The organism is Pseudomonas sp. LSJ-87 (genome assembly GCF_032971465.1).
GTDB classification, from domain to species: domain Bacteria; phylum Pseudomonadota; class Gammaproteobacteria; order Pseudomonadales; family Pseudomonadaceae; genus Aquipseudomonas; species Aquipseudomonas putida_Z.
The window spans coordinates 168,302-184,226 of record NZ_JAWJYQ010000004.1; the positions used below are offsets into that span (position 1 = coordinate 168,302).

The following is a 15,925-nucleotide window of genomic DNA, read 5'->3' on the forward strand; positions in this document are numbered from 1 at the left end:
GCTGGCGGGGAAGTGCTGGTAAGGCACTTCCCCGCCTTTTCATTGCGAGGTGGTGGGCATGGACATGAGCGTCAAGCTGAACCTGTCTTATCCGGCCGCACGTCCGGCCGAGCAGGTTGCCGAAAAACCGGTTGCCCGGTCGACGGAAAACGTAAAACCCGAAGACGACAAGAAAGACGCCAAGGCGGTGCAGGATGCCGACAAGGTCAAACATGCCGTTTCGGAGATCGAAAAGTTCCTGAAGGCGTCGCAGCGCAACCTGGAATTTTCCACGGATGAAGAATCCGGCAAGATCGTGGTCAAAGTCATCGCTACCGACAGTGGTGAACTGATTCGCCAGTTGCCCTCGGAAGAGGCCCTGCGGATCGCTCACAGCCTGAGCGATGTCAAAAGTGTTCTGTTCGACGCCAAGGTATAGTTGGCGGCGAACACCAATGAAGTGAAGCATGTCTGTCCCGCAGGAGCGGGTTGACGCGTTGATGAGAGGGACTACAGCATGGCAAGCCCGATTACTTCCAGTACAGGCCTGGGTTCTGGTCTCAACATTACCGAGATCGTGACCGCGTTGGTCAAGGCCGATACATCCGCCAAACAGGCGCAGATCACTCGGCAAACCAGCAACAACACTGCGATGATTTCGGGTATTGGCTCGCTGCGCAGTGCCCTCACGGCATTCCAGGACGCCATGAAGGCGCTCAACAACAAGGATGCCCCGTCGTTCAACGCCTATGCAGCGACCTCGGCCAACGAGTCGGTGGTCAAGGTCAAGTCGAGCAACTCGGCGGTAGCGGGTAGCTACGACATCGTGGTGGACAAGCTGGCCACCAGCTCGAAAGTGGCCAGCCAGCAGTTCAGCGGTGGTGCCACCAGCCCGATCAGTGCTGGCCAGCTTACCATCAGCCAGAACGGCAAGACCTACAATCTGGACGTGACCAGTGGCGCGACGCTGCAAAGTGTGCGCGACCAGATCAACAAGGAAATGAGCGCCAACGGCATTTCCGCCAACATCGTCAACGAGGAAGGCGGCTCGCGCCTGGTACTCAGCTCGACCACCACAGGTGCGGGGACTGACATTTCCCTGAGCGGTATCGCCGAGCTGGCAATCGATGGCACCACGCAGATGTCCGGGACCGGTGCGGGCTACATCACTGCCAAGGCCCAGGACGCTGAACTGACCATCGACGGCTTGAAGGTCAAGAGTGCCTCCAACACGCTCGATAGCGCCATCAGCGGCATGACCCTGGAGTTGACCGGGGTCAGCCCGAAGGCCAGCGGCGTCCCCACTGGTACGCCGACCGCGGTCACCATTGCGGCGGACAACGATGGCCTGAAGAAGTCGGTCCAGAGCTTCGTCGATGCCTACAATACGCTGCAGAAGGCGATCACGTCGCTGACGTCGACCAGCCGTGATGACGATGACAAGCTGGTGCTCGGCCCGCTCACCAACGACCCGACCACCCGCTCTCTGTTGGGTGATGTGCGCAAGGTGCTGAGTGAGGTGGGGGCCGGCGACCAGCTGACCACGCTGAGCCAGTTGGGTATCAACACCCAGAAGGATGGCACGCTCGAATTCAACAGCAGCAAGTTCACCGCGGCGATGAACGACAAGAAGCTCGGCCCGGAAGTGCAGGAGCTGTTCACCGGTACCGACGGCATCTTCGAGCGTATGAACAAGGCCATCGATCCTTACAACAAGACCGATGGCAGCCTTGCAACGCGCAAGTCGAACCTCGACAAGGCGGTCTCGGAACTGGCCAACCAGCAGGCCGCCCTTGATCGCCGCACCGAGTCTCTGACCGAATCGCTGACCAAGAAGTACGTGGCCCTGGACACCGCCCTGGGCAAGATGAAAGCCCAGGCCGACCAGATCACCTCGATCTTCGAAGCGATCAACGCCCAGGCCAAGAAATCCTGATCGGCTGAACATGCCAAAAGCCCGGCGGCGTCCGCGAGACGCCCCGGGCTTTTTGCTTTTCCCCTAAAGTTTTTTGACGTACAGGCGATACAGCAGGTACAAGCAACTTTTTACCGCAGCAACGAGGCAGATCCATGAACCCGATGTTGGCCCTTCGGCAGTACCAGAAAGTCAACGGCGCAGCGCAGACGTCCGAAGCCAGCCCGCACCGCCTGGTGCAGATGCTCATGCAGGGCGGCCTTGATCGCATGGCGCAGGCCAAGGGCGCCATTGCCCGCAACGACATCGCGCAAAGGGGCATCCTCATCGGCAAGGCCATCGACATCATCGGCGGCCTGCGCGAAGGCCTGGACCTGGAAAACCATGCCGACAGCCTGGCTGAGCTGGACAGCTTGTACATGTACATGAGCCGCCGCCTGATCGAGGCCAACGTCAAGGGTGACCCGGCCATCATCGACGAGGTCGCGCGCCTGCTGATCACTGTGAAGGAAGGTTGGGACGCAATCGGCGATCAGTCGTCGGCTTCCTGATAAAGGAGGATGACATGAACGAAGTAATCGCCCGTATCGAGCAGACTCGGGAAATGCTGCTGGCGGCGCTGGCCGAGCGCAACTGGGAAGCGGTGGGTGAGCTGGACCTGGAGTGCCGCTTGCGCATCGGTGACATGGTGAGCGAGGCGAAAGGCAACGAGGCCGATGTCAGTGCCAGCCTTGAGCAGTTGCTGGCCGTATACCGTCAACTAATCGATGTTGCAAGTGGCGAACGTCAATCCTTGGTGGATGAAATGACGAAAATCCGTCAGGCGAAGAACGCGGCAAAGGTATACCATCTATTCACCTGACCACAAATGTTGCCAAAAGCCATGCGCCATTAATTTGACTGGCTGGTTTTTTTTGACTTTACTAGTGGCTGTTTTCGAATTTCAGACGTCCGAACACTGACCATTCAGTCGGAATGATGTCGAGCACGCCCTCGGGCGCCGATATGACTAGGGAAGTTGCTATTGCATGTGGCGTGAAACCAAGATTCTGCTGATCGACGACGACAGCGCACGCCGCCGCGACCTGGCGGTGGTGCTTAACTTCCTCGGCGAAGAAAACCTCGCTTGCTCCAGCCAGGACTGGCAGCAAGTGGTCGAGCCATTGTCTTCGAGTCGCGAAGTGCTGTGCGTGCTTATCGGCACTGTAAACGCCCCGGGCAGTGTGCTTGGGCTCGTTAAGACAGTGGCTGGGTGGGATGAGTTCCTTCCGGTTCTGCTTTTAGGTGAAATTTCTTCTGCGGAGTTCCCGGAAGACCTTCGCCGCCGGGTGCTTTCCAACCTGGAAATGCCGCCAAGCTACAGCCAGCTGCTGGATTCGCTGCACCGTGCCCAGGTCTATCGCGAGATGTACGACCAGGCGCGCGAGCGTGGTCGCCAGCGCGAACCCAACCTGTTCCGCAGCCTGGTCGGCACCAGCCGTGCCATCCAGCACGTGCGGCAGATGATGCAGCAGGTGGCCGATACCGATGCGAGCGTGCTGATCCTGGGTGAGTCCGGCACCGGCAAGGAAGTGGTCGCGCGCAACCTGCACTACCATTCCAAGCGCCGCGAAGCGCCGTTCGTGCCGGTCAACTGCGGCGCGATCCCGGCCGAGCTGCTGGAAAGCGAACTGTTCGGTCACGAGAAGGGCGCCTTCACCGGGGCGATCACCAGCCGTGCCGGGCGCTTCGAGCTGGCCAACGGCGGTACCCTGTTCCTCGACGAAATCGGCGACATGCCGTTGCCGATGCAGGTCAAGCTGTTGCGCGTGCTGCAGGAGCGTACCTTCGAGCGCGTGGGTAGCAACAAGACCCAGAGCATCGATGTGCGCATCATTGCCGCGACCCACAAGAACCTCGAGACCATGATCGAGGAGGGCACGTTCCGCGAAGACCTGTACTACCGCCTGAACGTGTTCCCCATCGAGATGGCGCCGCTGCGTGAGCGGGTGGAAGACATCCCGCTGCTGATGAACGAGCTGATCTCGCGCATGGAGCACGAGAAGCGCGGGTCCATCCGCTTCAACTCCGCGTCGATCATGTCGCTGTGTCGCCACGGCTGGCCGGGCAACGTTCGCGAGCTGGCCAACCTGGTCGAGCGCATGGCGATCATGCACCCGTACGGGGTGATTGGCGTGTCCGAGCTACCGAAGAAATTCCGTTACGTCGATGACGAAGACGAGCAGATGGTCGACAGCCTGCGCAGCGACCTGGAAGAGCGCGTCGCAATCAACGGCCATACGCCGAACTTCAGTAATCACGCCATGCTGCCACCTGAAGGCCTGGACCTGAAGGACTACCTGGGTAGCCTGGAGCAGGGCCTGATCCAGCAGGCGCTGGACGATGCCAACGGTATCGTTGCGCGCGCGGCTGAACGTTTGCGCATTCGTCGTACCACCCTGGTCGAGAAGATGCGCAAGTACGGCATGAGCCGCCAGGGCGGCGAGGAACAGGCGGAGGATTGACGCCTGGCGGTTGCCTGTACCGGCCTCTTCGCGGGCACGCCCGCTCCCACAGGATCGATGCACAGCTTGAATTCGGTGATATCCCTGTGGGAGCGGGTTCACCCGCGAAGAGGCCGGCACAGCCAACCCAAATCCCTATCTCCGGCACGGCTATTGCTACACCGCTGGCAACACACCGTTTTTATGACGGTCAGCCACGCGAGAGAGCAAGATGCCCCAGGCCGCCCACGTATCCCTAGCCCCCGATCCGCAGGGGCAAACCCCGATCGAGCAGGACAGCCGCCAGGGTGTCGAGCAGGCCTTCGCCCTGTTCAATCAGGTGTCCAGCCAACTGAGCCAGTCCTACAGCCTGCTCGAAGCCCGGGTCAGCGAACTCAAGGGCGAGCTGGCGGTGGTCAGCGCCCAGCGCATCGATGAACTGAGCGAAAAGGAACGCCTGGCCAACCGCCTGCAGAACCTGCTGGACCTGCTGCCCGGCGGGGTGATCGTGATCGATGGCCAGGGCCTGGTACGCGAAGCCAACCCGGCCGCCTGCGAACTGCTCGGCGAGCCGCTGGTCGGCCAGCTGTGGCGCCAGGTGATCGCCCGCAGCTTTGCCCCGCGCAAGGATGACGGTCACGAAGTCTCGCTGCGCGACGGCCGCCGTCTGTCCATTGCCACTCGCTCGCTGGATGCCGAGCCTGGCCAGTTGGTGTTGCTCAACGACCTGACCGAAACCCGTCGCCTGCAAGACCAGCTGGCTCGCCACGAGCGCCTGTCTTCGCTGGGGCGCATGGTCGCCTCGCTGGCGCATCAGATCCGCACGCCACTGTCGGCGGCGATGCTCTACGCCAGCCACCTGGCTGATCCCGAACAAGAGCTGGGCGCGGAAACCCGCCAGCGCTTTGCCGGCACCCTGAAGGAGCGCCTGCACGAGCTGGAACACCAGGTGCGCGACATGCTGGTATTCGCCCGTGGCGAGCTGCCGCTGAATGATCGAGTCACGCCAAAAGCCTTGTTCCAGGCACTGCAGCAGGCTGCCCAGGCGCATGTGCAAGGGCACGCCGTGCGCTGGCAGTGCGACAGCCACCTGGGTGAGCTGCTGTGCAACCGCGACACCCTGGTTGGTGCATTGCTCAACCTGATCGAAAATGCGCTGCAAGCCAGCGACGGCCCGGCGCGACTGAAGATGCACCTGTTCCGCCGCGAGCGCAGCCTGCATCTGTGTGTAAGCGACGCCGGCAGTGGTATCGATGCCGACCTGCTCGGCCGCCTGGGCGAACCGTTCCTGACCACCAAGGCTACCGGCACCGGCCTGGGCCTGGCCGTGGTCAAGGCCGTGGTGCGCGCGCACCAGGGTACGCTGCGCCTGCGCTCGAAGGTTGGCCGTGGTACCTGTGTGCAGGTGGAGCTGCCGTTGATCGACGGGCAACTGGCGGAGGGCATGTAATGGCGATCAAGGTGCTGCTGGTCGAGGATGACCGCGTATTGCGCCAGGCGCTGGGCGATACCCTGGAAATCGGCGGCTTCGCCTACCAGGCGGTGGGCAGTGCCGAAGAAGCGCTGGAAGCAGTACTGGAGGAGGCCTTCAGCCTGGTAGTCAGCGATGTGAACATGCCTGGCATGGATGGGCACCAACTGCTGGCCCAGCTGCGCCGCCAGCAACCGCAACTGCCCGTGCTGCTGATGACCGCGCATGCCGCGGTGGAGCGTGCCGTCGAGGCAATGCGCCAAGGGGCTGCCGACTATCTGGTCAAGCCATTCGAACCCAAGGCCTTGCTCAGTCTGGTCGAGCGGCATGCCGCCGGGCGCGTGGCTGAAGAGGAAGGCCCGGTGGCCTGCGAGCCGGCCAGTCGACAGTTGCTGGAGCTGGCCACGCGGGTGGCGCGCAGTGACTCGACCGTGCTGATTTCCGGCGAATCCGGTACCGGCAAGGAAGTGCTGGCGCGCTTCATTCACCAGCAGTCGCCGCGGGCGGCGCAGCCTTTCGTGGCGATCAATTGTGCTGCCATCCCCGACAACATGCTCGAGGCCACCCTGTTCGGCCACGAGAAGGGTGCCTTCACCGGCGCCATCGCTGCCCAGGCCGGCAAATTCGAGCAGGCCGAAGGTGGCACCTTGCTGCTCGACGAAATCTCGGAAATGCCAATGGCCTTGCAGGCCAAGCTGCTGCGCGTGCTGCAGGAGCGCGAGGTGGAGCGGGTGGGTGGGCGCAAGCCGATCAGCCTGGATATTCGCGTGCTGGCCACCACCAACCGTGACCTGGCTGGCGAAGTGGCGGCCGGGCGTTTCCGTGAAGACTTGTACTACCGCCTGTCGGTGTTCCCCCTGGCTTGGCGCCCACTGCGCGAACGCCCGGGTGACATCCTGCAACTGGCCGAGCGCCTGTTGGCACGCCACGTGGCGAAGATGAAGCACGCCCCGGTGCAGCTGTCGCCCCAGGCCCGAGCCTGCCTGCAGGCGTATGCCTGGCCGGGCAACGTACGCGAACTGGACAACGCCCTGCAGCGGGCGCTGATCCTGCAGCAGGGCGGGGTGATCGAGGCGGCGGATTTTTGTCTGGCGGGCGCCATTCCATTGTCGGCTGGCATAGAGCCATCATCCGAGGTGGTGGCCGAGCCCGGCGGGCTGGGCGATGACATGCGTCGTCATGAGTACCAGATGATCATCGACACCCTGCGCGCCGAGCGTGGCCGCCGGAAAGAGGCGGCCGAACGCCTGGGGATAAGCCCGCGTACCCTGCGCTACAAGCTGGCGCAGATGCGCGATGCCGGGTTTGACGTCGAGGCCAGCCTGTTCGGCTGAAGATCGAAAGGGGCTGCTGCGCAGCCCATCGCCGGCAAGCCAGCTCCCACAGAGGCCCGCGCTGTACCTGTGGGAGCTGGCTTGCCGGCGATGGGGCGCGAAGCGGCCCCAGATTGTCTGGCATACATAGGCTGGCACCTTTGTTGCTTTAGGTTGGCTATCCGCCGCATCACTGTCAAAAAAATGCGGCCGCAGGAGAGAGAAGGGTCATGAGCCAAGGTGTTGAATTCAATCGTCTGATGCTGGACATGCGGGCCATGCAGGCCGACGCCATGTCGCTGCCAAAGGTGGCCGCTGCCCCCGAGTTGGCACCCGGGCAAAGTACCTTTGCCGACATGCTCGGCCAGGCCATCGGCAAGGTGCATGAGACGCAGCAGGCTTCGACCCAGCTGGCCAACGCTTTCGAGATCGGCAAGAGTGGCGTCGACCTGACCGACGTGATGATCGCTTCGCAAAAGGCCAGCGTGTCGATGCAGGCCCTGACCCAGGTACGCAACAAGCTGGTCCAGGCGTACCAGGACATCATGCAGATGCCGGTTTGAGGACGGACGTAAACCATGGCTGAAGCAGTCGTCGACAACCCCCCTGCCAAAAGCGGCCCGCCCGCGGCCAAGCCGCCGCTGTTCGGCATGGCGTTTCTGGAAAACATCGCGCAGATGCCCATGCTGCGTCAGATCGGCCTTCTGGTCGGCCTGGCCGCCAGCGTGGCGATCGGCTTTGCCGTGGTGCTGTGGTCGCAACAACCCGATTACCGTCCGCTGTACGGCAGCCTGGCGGGCATGGACACCAAGCAGGTCATGGATACCCTGGCCGCCGCCGACATCCCCTACAACGTCGAGCCCAATTCCGGTGCTCTGCTGGTCAAGGCCGACGACCTCTCCCGTGCGCGCCTGAAACTGGCGGCCGCCGGCGTGGCACCAAGCGATGGCAACGTCGGCTTCGAGTTGCTCGACAAGGAGCAGGGCCTGGGCACCAGCCAGTTCATGGAAGCCACCCGTTACCGTCGCAGCCTGGAAGGCGAGCTGGCGCGTACCGTGTCCAGCCTGAACAACGTCAAGGGCGCGCGCGTGCACCTGGCCATCCCGAAAAGCTCGGTGTTCGTGCGTGACGAACGCAAGCCCAGCGCCTCGGTACTGGTCGAGCTGTACCCGGGTCGTGCCCTGGAAGCCGGGCAGGTGATGGCCATCGTCAACCTGGTTGCTACCAGCGTGCCGGAACTGGACAAGTCCCAGGTCACCGTGGTCGACCAGAAGGGCAACCTGCTGTCCGAGCAGATCCAGGACACCGCCCTGACCCAGGCAGGCAAACAGTTCGACTACAGCCGCCGGGTGGAAAGCATGCTCACCCAGCGGGTGCACAACATCCTGCAGCCGGTGCTGGGCAATGACCGCTACAAGGCCGAAGTGTCCGCCGACCTGGACTTCAGTGCGGTCGAGTCCACCTCCGAGCAGTTCAACCCAGACCAGCCCGCGCTGCGCAGCGAGCAGTCGGTCGATGAACAACGTGCCAGCAGCCAGGGCCCGCAAGGTGTGCCCGGTGCGCTGAGCAACCAGCCGCCAGGCCCGGCCTCGGCACCGCAGACCACCGGTGGTGCCGCTACCCCGGCCGCGGCCATCCAGCCTGGCCAGCCGCTGGTGGATGCCAACGGCCAGCAGATCATGGACCCGGCCACCGGCCAGCCGATGCTCGCGCCGTACCCGTCGGACAAGCGTCAGCAAAGCACCAAGAACTTCGAGCTGGACCGTTCCATCAGCCACACCCGCCAGCAGCAGGGGCGCATGACCCGCCTGTCGGTGGCGGTGGTGGTGGACGACCAGGTCAAGATCGACCCGGCCACCGGCGACGCCACCCGTGCGCCATGGGGCGCCGAGGACCTGGCACGCTTCACTCGCCTGGTGCAGGACGCGGTCGGCTTCGATGCCAGCCGTGGCGACAGTGTGACGGTGATCAACGTGCCGTTCGCCGCCGACCGCGGCGAAGAGATCACCGACATCGCCTTCTACCAGCAGCCGTGGTTCTGGGACATCGTCAAGCAAGTGCTGGGCGTGGTGTTCATCCTGGTGCTGGTGTTCGGTGTGCTGCGCCCGGTGCTGAACAACATTACAGGGGGCGGCAAGCAGGCTGCCCCGGATAGCGACATGGAGCTGGGCGGCATGATGGGTCTGGATGGCGAACTGGCCAACGACCGCGTCAGTCTGGGTGGCCCGACAAGCATTCTGCTGCCTAGCCCGAACGAGGGTTACGAGGCACAGCTCAACGCAATCAAAGGCCTGGTGGCCGAAGACCCGGGCCGCGTTGCCCAGGTCGTGAAAGAGTGGATCAACGCCGATGAGTGATAACCGAGCCGTTACCGCCAAGCTGAGCCGCGTCGACAAGGCGGCGATCCTCCTGCTATCGCTGGGCGAGACCGATGCCGCCCAGGTGCTGCGGCACATGGGGCCCAAGGAAGTGCAGCGGGTGGGTGTGGCCATGGCGCAGATGGGCAATGTGCACCGTGAACAGGTCGAGCAGGTGATGAGCGAGTTCGTCGAAATCGTCGGCGACCAGACCAGCCTGGGCGTGGGCTCCGATGCCTATATCCGCAAGATGCTCAACCAGGCCCTGGGCGAGGACAAGGCCAACGGCCTGGTCGACCGCATCCTGCTCGGTGGCAACACCAGCGGCCTGGACAGCCTGAAGTGGATGGAGCCGCGCGCCGTTGCCGACGTGATCCGCTACGAGCACCCGCAGATCCAGGCCATCGTGGTTGCCTACCTCGACCCCGACCAGGCCGGCGAAGTGCTGAGCAACTTCGACCACAAGGTGCGCCTGGACATCGTCCTGCGCGTGTCGTCGCTGAACACCGTGCAGCCGGCGGCGCTGAAGGAGCTGAACCAGATCCTCGAGAAGCAGTTCTCAGGCAACTCCAACGCGGCGCGTACCACCTTGGGCGGCATCAAGCGCGCCGCCGACATCATGAACTTCCTCGACAGCTCGGTGGAAGGTGCACTGATGGACGCGATCCGCGAGATCGACAGCGACCTGTCGGAGCAGATCGAAGACCTGATGTTCGTCTTCAACAACCTGGCCGACGTCGACGACCGAGGCATCCAGGCGCTGCTGCGCGAGGTCTCGTCCGATGTGCTGGTGGTGTCGCTCAAGGGCGCCGACGAGCGGGTCAAGGACAAGATCTTCAAGAACATGTCCAAGCGTGCCTCGGAGCTGTTGCGCGACGATCTGGAGGCCAAGGGGCCGGTGCGGGTCAGCGACGTGGAAACGGCGCAGAAGGAAATCCTCACCATCGCCCGCCGCATGGCCGAGGCCGGCGAGATCGTGCTCGGCGGCAAGGGTGCCGAGGAAATGATCTAAGGTATTTGCGATCTGAAGGCCGACGCCACCCCTTGTGGGAGCGGGTTTACCCGCGAAGGCGTCGGACCTGGCGATAGAGGTTGTCGCTGCCGACGCATTCGCGGGTAAACCCGCTCCCACAGGGACCGTGTCGGCTGAACATGGTTTGAGAACATGACAGCATGCCCACCAAAGAACATCACCCCAGCGACCTGATCCGCGCCCGCGACCTAGAGGGCGTGGATGTATGGGCGCTGCCCAGCTTCGACCCGGAACCGGAGCCTGAGCCCGAACCGGCGCCGGAACCCGAGGTAATCGAGGAAGAAGTCGAGGAGGTGCCGCTGGAAGAAGTCCAGCCACTGACCCTGGAAGAACTCGAGGCCATCCGCCAGGAGGCCTACAACGAAGGCTTCGCCACCGGTGAGCGCGAGGGCTTCCATAGCACCCAGCTCAAGGTCCGCCAGGAAGCCGAAGAGGCCCTGAAGACCAAGTTGGAGAGCCTCGACCGGCTGATGACCAACCTGATGGAGCCGATCGCCGAGCAGGACACGCAGATCGAGAAAACCCTGGTCCACCTGGTGGCTCACATGACCCGCCAGGTGATCGGTCGCGAACTGCGGGGCGATTCCAGCCAGATCACCCAGGTACTGCGCGAAGCGCTCAAGCTGCTGCCCATGGGCGCGGACAATATCCGCATCCACCTCAACCCGCAGGATTTCGAGCTGGCCAAGGCCCTGCGCGAGCGCCATGAGGAAAGCTGGCGGCTGCTCGAGGACAGCGCACTGCTGCCAGGCGGCTGCCGTATCGAGACCGCGCATAGTCGCATCGACGCGACCATGGAAACCCGCATCGAGAAAGCCGTGGCACAACTGTTCGACCAGTTGCACGATCATTCGCTGCACCCGGCAGCGCCGGACATGTCGGTAGACCTGGACAGCCTGCCAGAGCGCGCCGTGGGTAGCCCGGATGCAACTTGAGCGCACCAGTTTCGGCAAGCGCCTGGGCAGTTACGCCGAGGCCATCGAGTTGCCGGCCCAACCCATCGTCGAAGGCCGCCTGCTGCGCATGGTCGGCCTCACCCTGGAAGCCGAAGGCCTGCGCGCTGCAGTCGGCAGCCGCTGCCTGGTAATCAACGACGACAGCTACCACCCGGTGCAGGTGGAGGCCGAAGTCATGGGCTTTGCCGGGTCCAAGGTATTCCTCATGCCGGTCGGCAGCATTGTCGGCATCGCCCCCGGCGCCCGGGTGGTGCCGCTGGATGACAGCGGCCGCCTGCCCATGGGCATGAGCATGCTCGGCCGGGTGCTCGACGGCGCCGGTCGCGCGCTGGATGGCAAGGGCGGGATGAAGGCCGAGGACTGGGTGCCGATGGACGGCCCGGTGATCAACCCGTTGAACCGCGACCCCATCAGCAAGCCGCTGGATGTGGGCATTCGCAGCATCAATGGCCTGCTCACCGTCGGTCGCGGCCAGCGCCTGGGCCTGTTCGCCGGTACCGGCGTGGGCAAGTCGGTGTTGCTGGGCATGATGACCCGCTTCACCGAAGCCGAGATCATCGTCGTCGGCCTGATCGGCGAGCGGGGCCGCGAGGTCAAGGAATTCATCGAGCATATCCTTGGTGAGGAAGGCCTCAAGCGCTCGGTGGTGGTCGCTTCGCCCGCCGACGATGCGCCGCTGATGCGCCTGCGGGCCGCCATGTACTGCACACGTATTGCCGAGTACTTCCGCGACAAGGGCAAGAACGTGCTGTTGCTGATGGACTCGCTGACCCGTTTCGCCCAGGCTCAGCGTGAAATCGCCCTGGCCATCGGCGAGCCGCCGGCCACCCGGGGTTACCCGCCATCGGTGTTCGCCAAGCTGCCCAAGCTGGTGGAGCGGGCCGGCAACGGCGAGCCAGGTGGTGGTTCGATCACCGCGTTCTATACCGTGTTGTCCGAGGGTGACGACCAGCAGGACCCGATTGCCGACGCGGCGCGCGGTGTGCTCGATGGCCACTTCGTGCTGTCGCGGCGGCTGGCCGAGGAAGGCCATTACCCGGCCATCGACATCGAAGCCTCGATCAGCCGGGTCATGCCCCAGGTGGTCGATGCCGACCATTTGCGCCAGGCGCAAAAGTTCAAGCAGTTGTGGTCGCGCCTGTCGCAAAGCCGCGACCTGATCAGTGTGGGTGCCTATGTGGCGGGTGGCGACCCGGAAACCGACCTGGCCATTGCGCTGCAATCGAAGCTGGTGGAGTTTTTGCGCCAGGGCCTGCGCGAGAGCGTGGGCATGGCGCAAAGCCGCGAACAGTTGGGGGCGATCTTTGCGCCCCCGGCGGGCGGTTGATAGGCCATGGCACTGCCCGGACGTGCCGCGCGCCTGGCGCCGGTGGTGGACATGGCCGAAGAGGCCGAGCGCCAGGCGGCCCAGCGCCTTGGGCAGTTCCAGCAGCAGGTGGCCACGGCACAGGCCAAGCTGGCCGAGCTCGAACGGTTTCGCGAAGACTACCAACTGCAGTGGATCAACCGTGGCGGGCAGGGTGTAAACGGTAGCTGGCTGGTCAATTACCAGCGCTTCCTCGGGCAACTGGAAACGGCCATGACCCAGCAGCGCCAGAGCCTGGTCTGGCACCAGAACAACCTCAACAACGCCCGCGGCACCTGGCAGCAGGCCTATGCCCGGGTAGAAGGCTTGCGCAAGCTGGTGCAGCGCTACCTGGACGAAGCCCGGCGGGCCGAAGACAAGCGCGAGCAGCGCTTGCTCGACGAGCTGTCACAACGCCTGCCGCGGCAGAATCACCTGTAGCCTGTACTGGCCTCTTCGCGGGTGAACCCGCTCCCACAGGTGCGGCGCAGGATTCGAATTCGTGGAGATCCTGTGGGAGCGGGTTTACCCGCGAAGAGGCCGGGACAGGCAGCCCACATGCTTGCCACCCCCGGCATCGCCTGCTAAACCTTTAAGGAGTTGCATCCGCCATCATCGAAGGAATCGCTAGCATGGCAGTCGAGACTGATTTTTCGCAGGACGGGAAAAAGCTGACGATAAAGATCAAGGGGCGCTTCGATTTCGGCAAGCACCAGGAATTTCGTGACGCCTACGAACGCCAGCCCAGCCGGCCAGATTCGGTGGTCGTCGACCTGAAGGACACCACCTACCTCGACAGTTCCGCGCTCGGCATGCTGCTGTTGCTGCGTGACCATGCGGGCGGCGATGAGTCGGATGTGCGTGTGGTGCATGCCAGCTCCGACGTGCGCAAGATCCTCGCCATCTCCAATTTCGAAAAACTCTTCGATATCAGTTGAGCGCCGACATGCCGGCCGAACAGGCGTTGACCGTGCTGGTCGCCGAAGACGGTGCCGCCGACCGCCTGCTGCTGGCGCAGATCGTGCGCCGTCAGGGCCATCAGGTATTCACCGCGGAAAACGGCGAGCAGGCGGTGGCGCTGTTCGTCGAGCGGCGCCCGCAACTGGTGCTGCTGGATGCGCTGATGCCGGTGATGGATGGCTTCGAGGCGGCGCGGCAGATCAAGGCGCTGGCCGGCGAAGCGCTGGTGCCGATCATTTTCCTGACGTCATTGAACGAGGAGGAAGGCCTGGTGCGCTGCCTGGAGGCCGGGGGCGACGACTTCATGGCCAAGCCCTACAGTGCGGTGATCCTCGGCGCCAAGATCCGCGCCATGGACCGCCTGCGCCGGCTGCAGGGCACCGTGCTGGAGCAGCGCGACCAGATTGCCCGGCACCACCACCACCTGCTCAACGAGCAGCGGGTGGCCAAGGCGGTGTTCGACAAGGTGGCCCACTCCGGCTGCCTGGCCGCGCCCAACATCCGCTACCTGCAATCGCCCTATGCGCTGTTCAATGGCGACCTGATGCTGGCCGCGTTCACCCCGTCCGGCGACATGCGCGTGCTGCTCGGCGATTTCACCGGCCACGGCCTGCCGGCGGCGGTAGGCGCCATGCCGCTGGCCGAAGTGTTCTACGGCATGACTGCCAAGGGCTACGGCATGGCGCAGATCCTGCGCGAGATGAATGCCAAGCTCAAACGTATCCTGCCGGTGGACATGTTCTGTTGTGCGCTGCTGCTCAACCTCAGCATGCAGCGCGGTTCGGTGGAAGTGTGGAACGGCGGCATGCCTGATGGCTATCGCCTGGCAGTGGATGGCCAGGTGTTGTCGGCGCTGACTTCGCGACACCTGCCGCTGGGCATCCTGGACGCCGAGCGTTTCGATGACAGTACCGAAGTGTTGCCGCTGGCGCCGGGCGAGCGCCTGCTGCTGCTGTCGGACGGCGTGCTGGACACTGCCGACGACCAGGAACGCCTGTTTGGTGTGCAGCGCCTGCGCAGGGTGCTGGCCGACAACCGGGACCCGGTGCGGTTGTTCGACGAAGTGATGCAGGCCCTGGAGCGCTTTGGCGGGCGCCCGCGCGATGACATCAGCTTGTGCGACATTCGTATGTTCAGCGCCGAGGAGCGGGTGCCGGCGCCGATGATCTACTCTGATAGCGGCCGCTCCAGCCCGCTGGACTGGACGCTGGGGTTCGAGGTGCGTGGCCAGAGCCTGAAGCGCTTCAACCCGGTGCCGTACCTGGTGCAGTTGTTGCAGGAGATTCATGGCCTGCGCGCGCGTACCGGCAACCTGCACAGCGTGCTCAGCGAGCTGTATTCCAATGCCCTGGAGCATGGCGTGCTGGGCCTGGACTCGCAGCTCAAGCGCGATGTACAGGGCTTTGCCGACTATTATCAGGAACGCGCCCGGCGCCTTGGGGTACTGACCGACGGTTACGTGCGCATCGATTTCAAGGTTGAACCGCAAGCCGACGGCGGGCGTCTGATGATCGAGGTTCGTGACAGTGGTGCCGGGTTCGATGTGCAACGGGTGCTGTCGCGGCCCTCGCTGGAGCAGGGGCTGAGCGGGCGAGGCCTGAACCTGGTGCGGCGGCTGGCCAGCAGCGCGCACTGGAGTGAGGGCGGGCGCTGCGCGCATGTGGAGTTCGTCTGGTGAGCCACGGGTTGGCTCGGGCATAATCTGGCTTGATCAAGGAGTGAACAAGTGACTGACATGCATATTGACCACAAGGTACTCAGCGACCTGCGTGAGGTCATGGAAGATGGCTACCTGCAGTTGGTGCAAACCTTTCTCGACGACTCCGAACGGCGCCTGGGCCAGCTGCACGCGGCCAAAAGTGCCGAAGAGCTCGGTTCCGCAGCCCACAGTTTCAAGGGCAGCAGCAGCAACATGGGCGCGGTTGCGTTGGCCAGCCTGTGCCAGCAGCTGGAGGAGCGCGCGCGGCGGCCCCCGCTGTATGGCATCGAGGACCTGATCAACCGCATCGACCTGGAGTTCGTCGAGGTGCAGCGCTTCTACCGAGGTGAGCAGCAGCGCATTTCGGCGGGTTGAAACACGACTTGGCGCGAGTCTTGCCTGTCTCTGGCTGGA

16 protein-coding genes are annotated in these 15,925 nt (G+C 63.8%); all 16 read left to right on the plus strand.

The window, feature by feature from the left end; all coding sequences use genetic code 11:
• The first annotated feature begins 58 nt into the window (after positions 1–58).
• The 16 genes from RYH74_RS05835 to RYH74_RS05910 all read left to right on the plus strand — a co-directional run bounded on the left by RYH74_RS05835 (position 59) and on the right by RYH74_RS05910 (position 15,886).
• Positions 59–418 carry a flagellar protein FlaG gene (locus RYH74_RS05835; protein ID WP_015271224.1) on the plus strand — a complete coding sequence of 120 codons (360 nt, stop codon included), beginning with the start codon at positions 59–61 and terminating at the stop codon, positions 416–418.
• A gap of 78 nt (positions 419–496) precedes the next feature.
• Positions 497–1,915 carry a flagellar filament capping protein FliD gene (gene fliD / locus RYH74_RS05840; RefSeq protein WP_317409090.1) on the plus strand — a complete coding sequence of 473 codons (1,419 nt, stop codon included), beginning with the start codon at positions 497–499 and terminating at the stop codon, positions 1,913–1,915.
• Between the two features lie 134 nt (positions 1,916–2,049).
• On the plus strand, positions 2,050–2,445 hold the full coding sequence (gene fliS, locus RYH74_RS05845; protein ID WP_003257284.1) for a flagellar export chaperone FliS: 396 nt from the start codon (positions 2,050–2,052) through the stop codon (positions 2,443–2,445).
• A gap of 14 nt (positions 2,446–2,459) precedes the next feature.
• The gene (locus RYH74_RS05850) at positions 2,460–2,756 is read left to right on the plus strand and encodes a flagellar protein FliT (RefSeq protein WP_075045931.1); all 297 of its coding nucleotides are present in this window, start codon (positions 2,460–2,462) and stop codon (positions 2,754–2,756) included.
• A 166-nt stretch (positions 2,757–2,922) separates the two neighbouring features.
• Positions 2,923–4,398: a transcriptional regulator FleQ gene (fleQ, locus tag RYH74_RS05855; RefSeq protein ID WP_046614590.1), complete on the plus strand. Its 1,476-nt coding sequence runs from the start codon at positions 2,923–2,925 to the stop codon at positions 4,396–4,398.
• 211 nt (positions 4,399–4,609) lie between these two features.
• Entirely contained in the window at positions 4,610–5,827 is a 1,218-nt protein-coding gene (locus RYH74_RS05860; protein ID WP_317409092.1) for a sensor histidine kinase, read from the plus strand.
• On the plus strand, positions 5,827–7,182 hold the full coding sequence (locus RYH74_RS05865) for a sigma-54-dependent transcriptional regulator (protein ID WP_085614534.1): 1,356 nt from the start codon (positions 5,827–5,829) through the stop codon (positions 7,180–7,182). The genes RYH74_RS05860 and RYH74_RS05865 overlap by 1 nt, the downstream gene beginning before the upstream one ends.
• Positions 7,183–7,391: 209 nt before the next feature.
• Positions 7,392–7,724: a flagellar hook-basal body complex protein FliE gene (fliE, locus tag RYH74_RS05870; RefSeq protein ID WP_013973606.1), complete on the plus strand. Its 333-nt coding sequence runs from the start codon at positions 7,392–7,394 to the stop codon at positions 7,722–7,724.
• 15 nt (positions 7,725–7,739) lie between these two features.
• Positions 7,740–9,518: a flagellar basal-body MS-ring/collar protein FliF gene (gene fliF, locus RYH74_RS05875; RefSeq protein WP_025340086.1), complete on the plus strand. Its 1,779-nt coding sequence runs from the start codon at positions 7,740–7,742 to the stop codon at positions 9,516–9,518.
• The gene (fliG, locus tag RYH74_RS05880; RefSeq protein ID WP_003257289.1) at positions 9,511–10,530 is read left to right on the plus strand and encodes a flagellar motor switch protein FliG; all 1,020 of its coding nucleotides are present in this window, start codon (positions 9,511–9,513) and stop codon (positions 10,528–10,530) included. Before fliF ends, fliG begins: the two co-directional genes overlap by 8 nt.
• 161 nt (positions 10,531–10,691) lie before the next feature.
• Entirely contained in the window at positions 10,692–11,486 is a 795-nt protein-coding gene (fliH, locus tag RYH74_RS05885) for a flagellar assembly protein FliH (protein ID WP_085614533.1), read from the plus strand.
• Positions 11,476–12,834: a flagellar protein export ATPase FliI gene (gene fliI / locus RYH74_RS05890; RefSeq protein WP_061551804.1), complete on the plus strand. Its 1,359-nt coding sequence runs from the start codon at positions 11,476–11,478 to the stop codon at positions 12,832–12,834. The genes fliH and fliI overlap by 11 nt, the downstream gene beginning before the upstream one ends.
• A gap of 6 nt (positions 12,835–12,840) precedes the next feature.
• On the plus strand, positions 12,841–13,293 hold the full coding sequence (gene fliJ, locus RYH74_RS05895) for a flagellar export protein FliJ (RefSeq protein ID WP_085663987.1): 453 nt from the start codon (positions 12,841–12,843) through the stop codon (positions 13,291–13,293).
• A gap of 191 nt (positions 13,294–13,484) precedes the next feature.
• Positions 13,485–13,790 (plus strand): STAS domain-containing protein, encoded by a 306-nt coding sequence (locus RYH74_RS05900; RefSeq protein WP_013973600.1) that lies wholly within the window; start codon positions 13,485–13,487, stop codon positions 13,788–13,790.
• A gap of 8 nt (positions 13,791–13,798) precedes the next feature.
• Positions 13,799–15,490: a fused response regulator/phosphatase gene (locus RYH74_RS05905; protein WP_286100295.1), complete on the plus strand. Its 1,692-nt coding sequence runs from the start codon at positions 13,799–13,801 to the stop codon at positions 15,488–15,490.
• 48 nt (positions 15,491–15,538) lie between these two features.
• A complete protein-coding gene (locus tag RYH74_RS05910) occupies positions 15,539–15,886 on the plus strand; it encodes an Hpt domain-containing protein (RefSeq protein WP_025340080.1) in 348 nt (115 codons plus the stop codon).
• Positions 15,887–15,925: the final 39 nt, after the last annotated feature.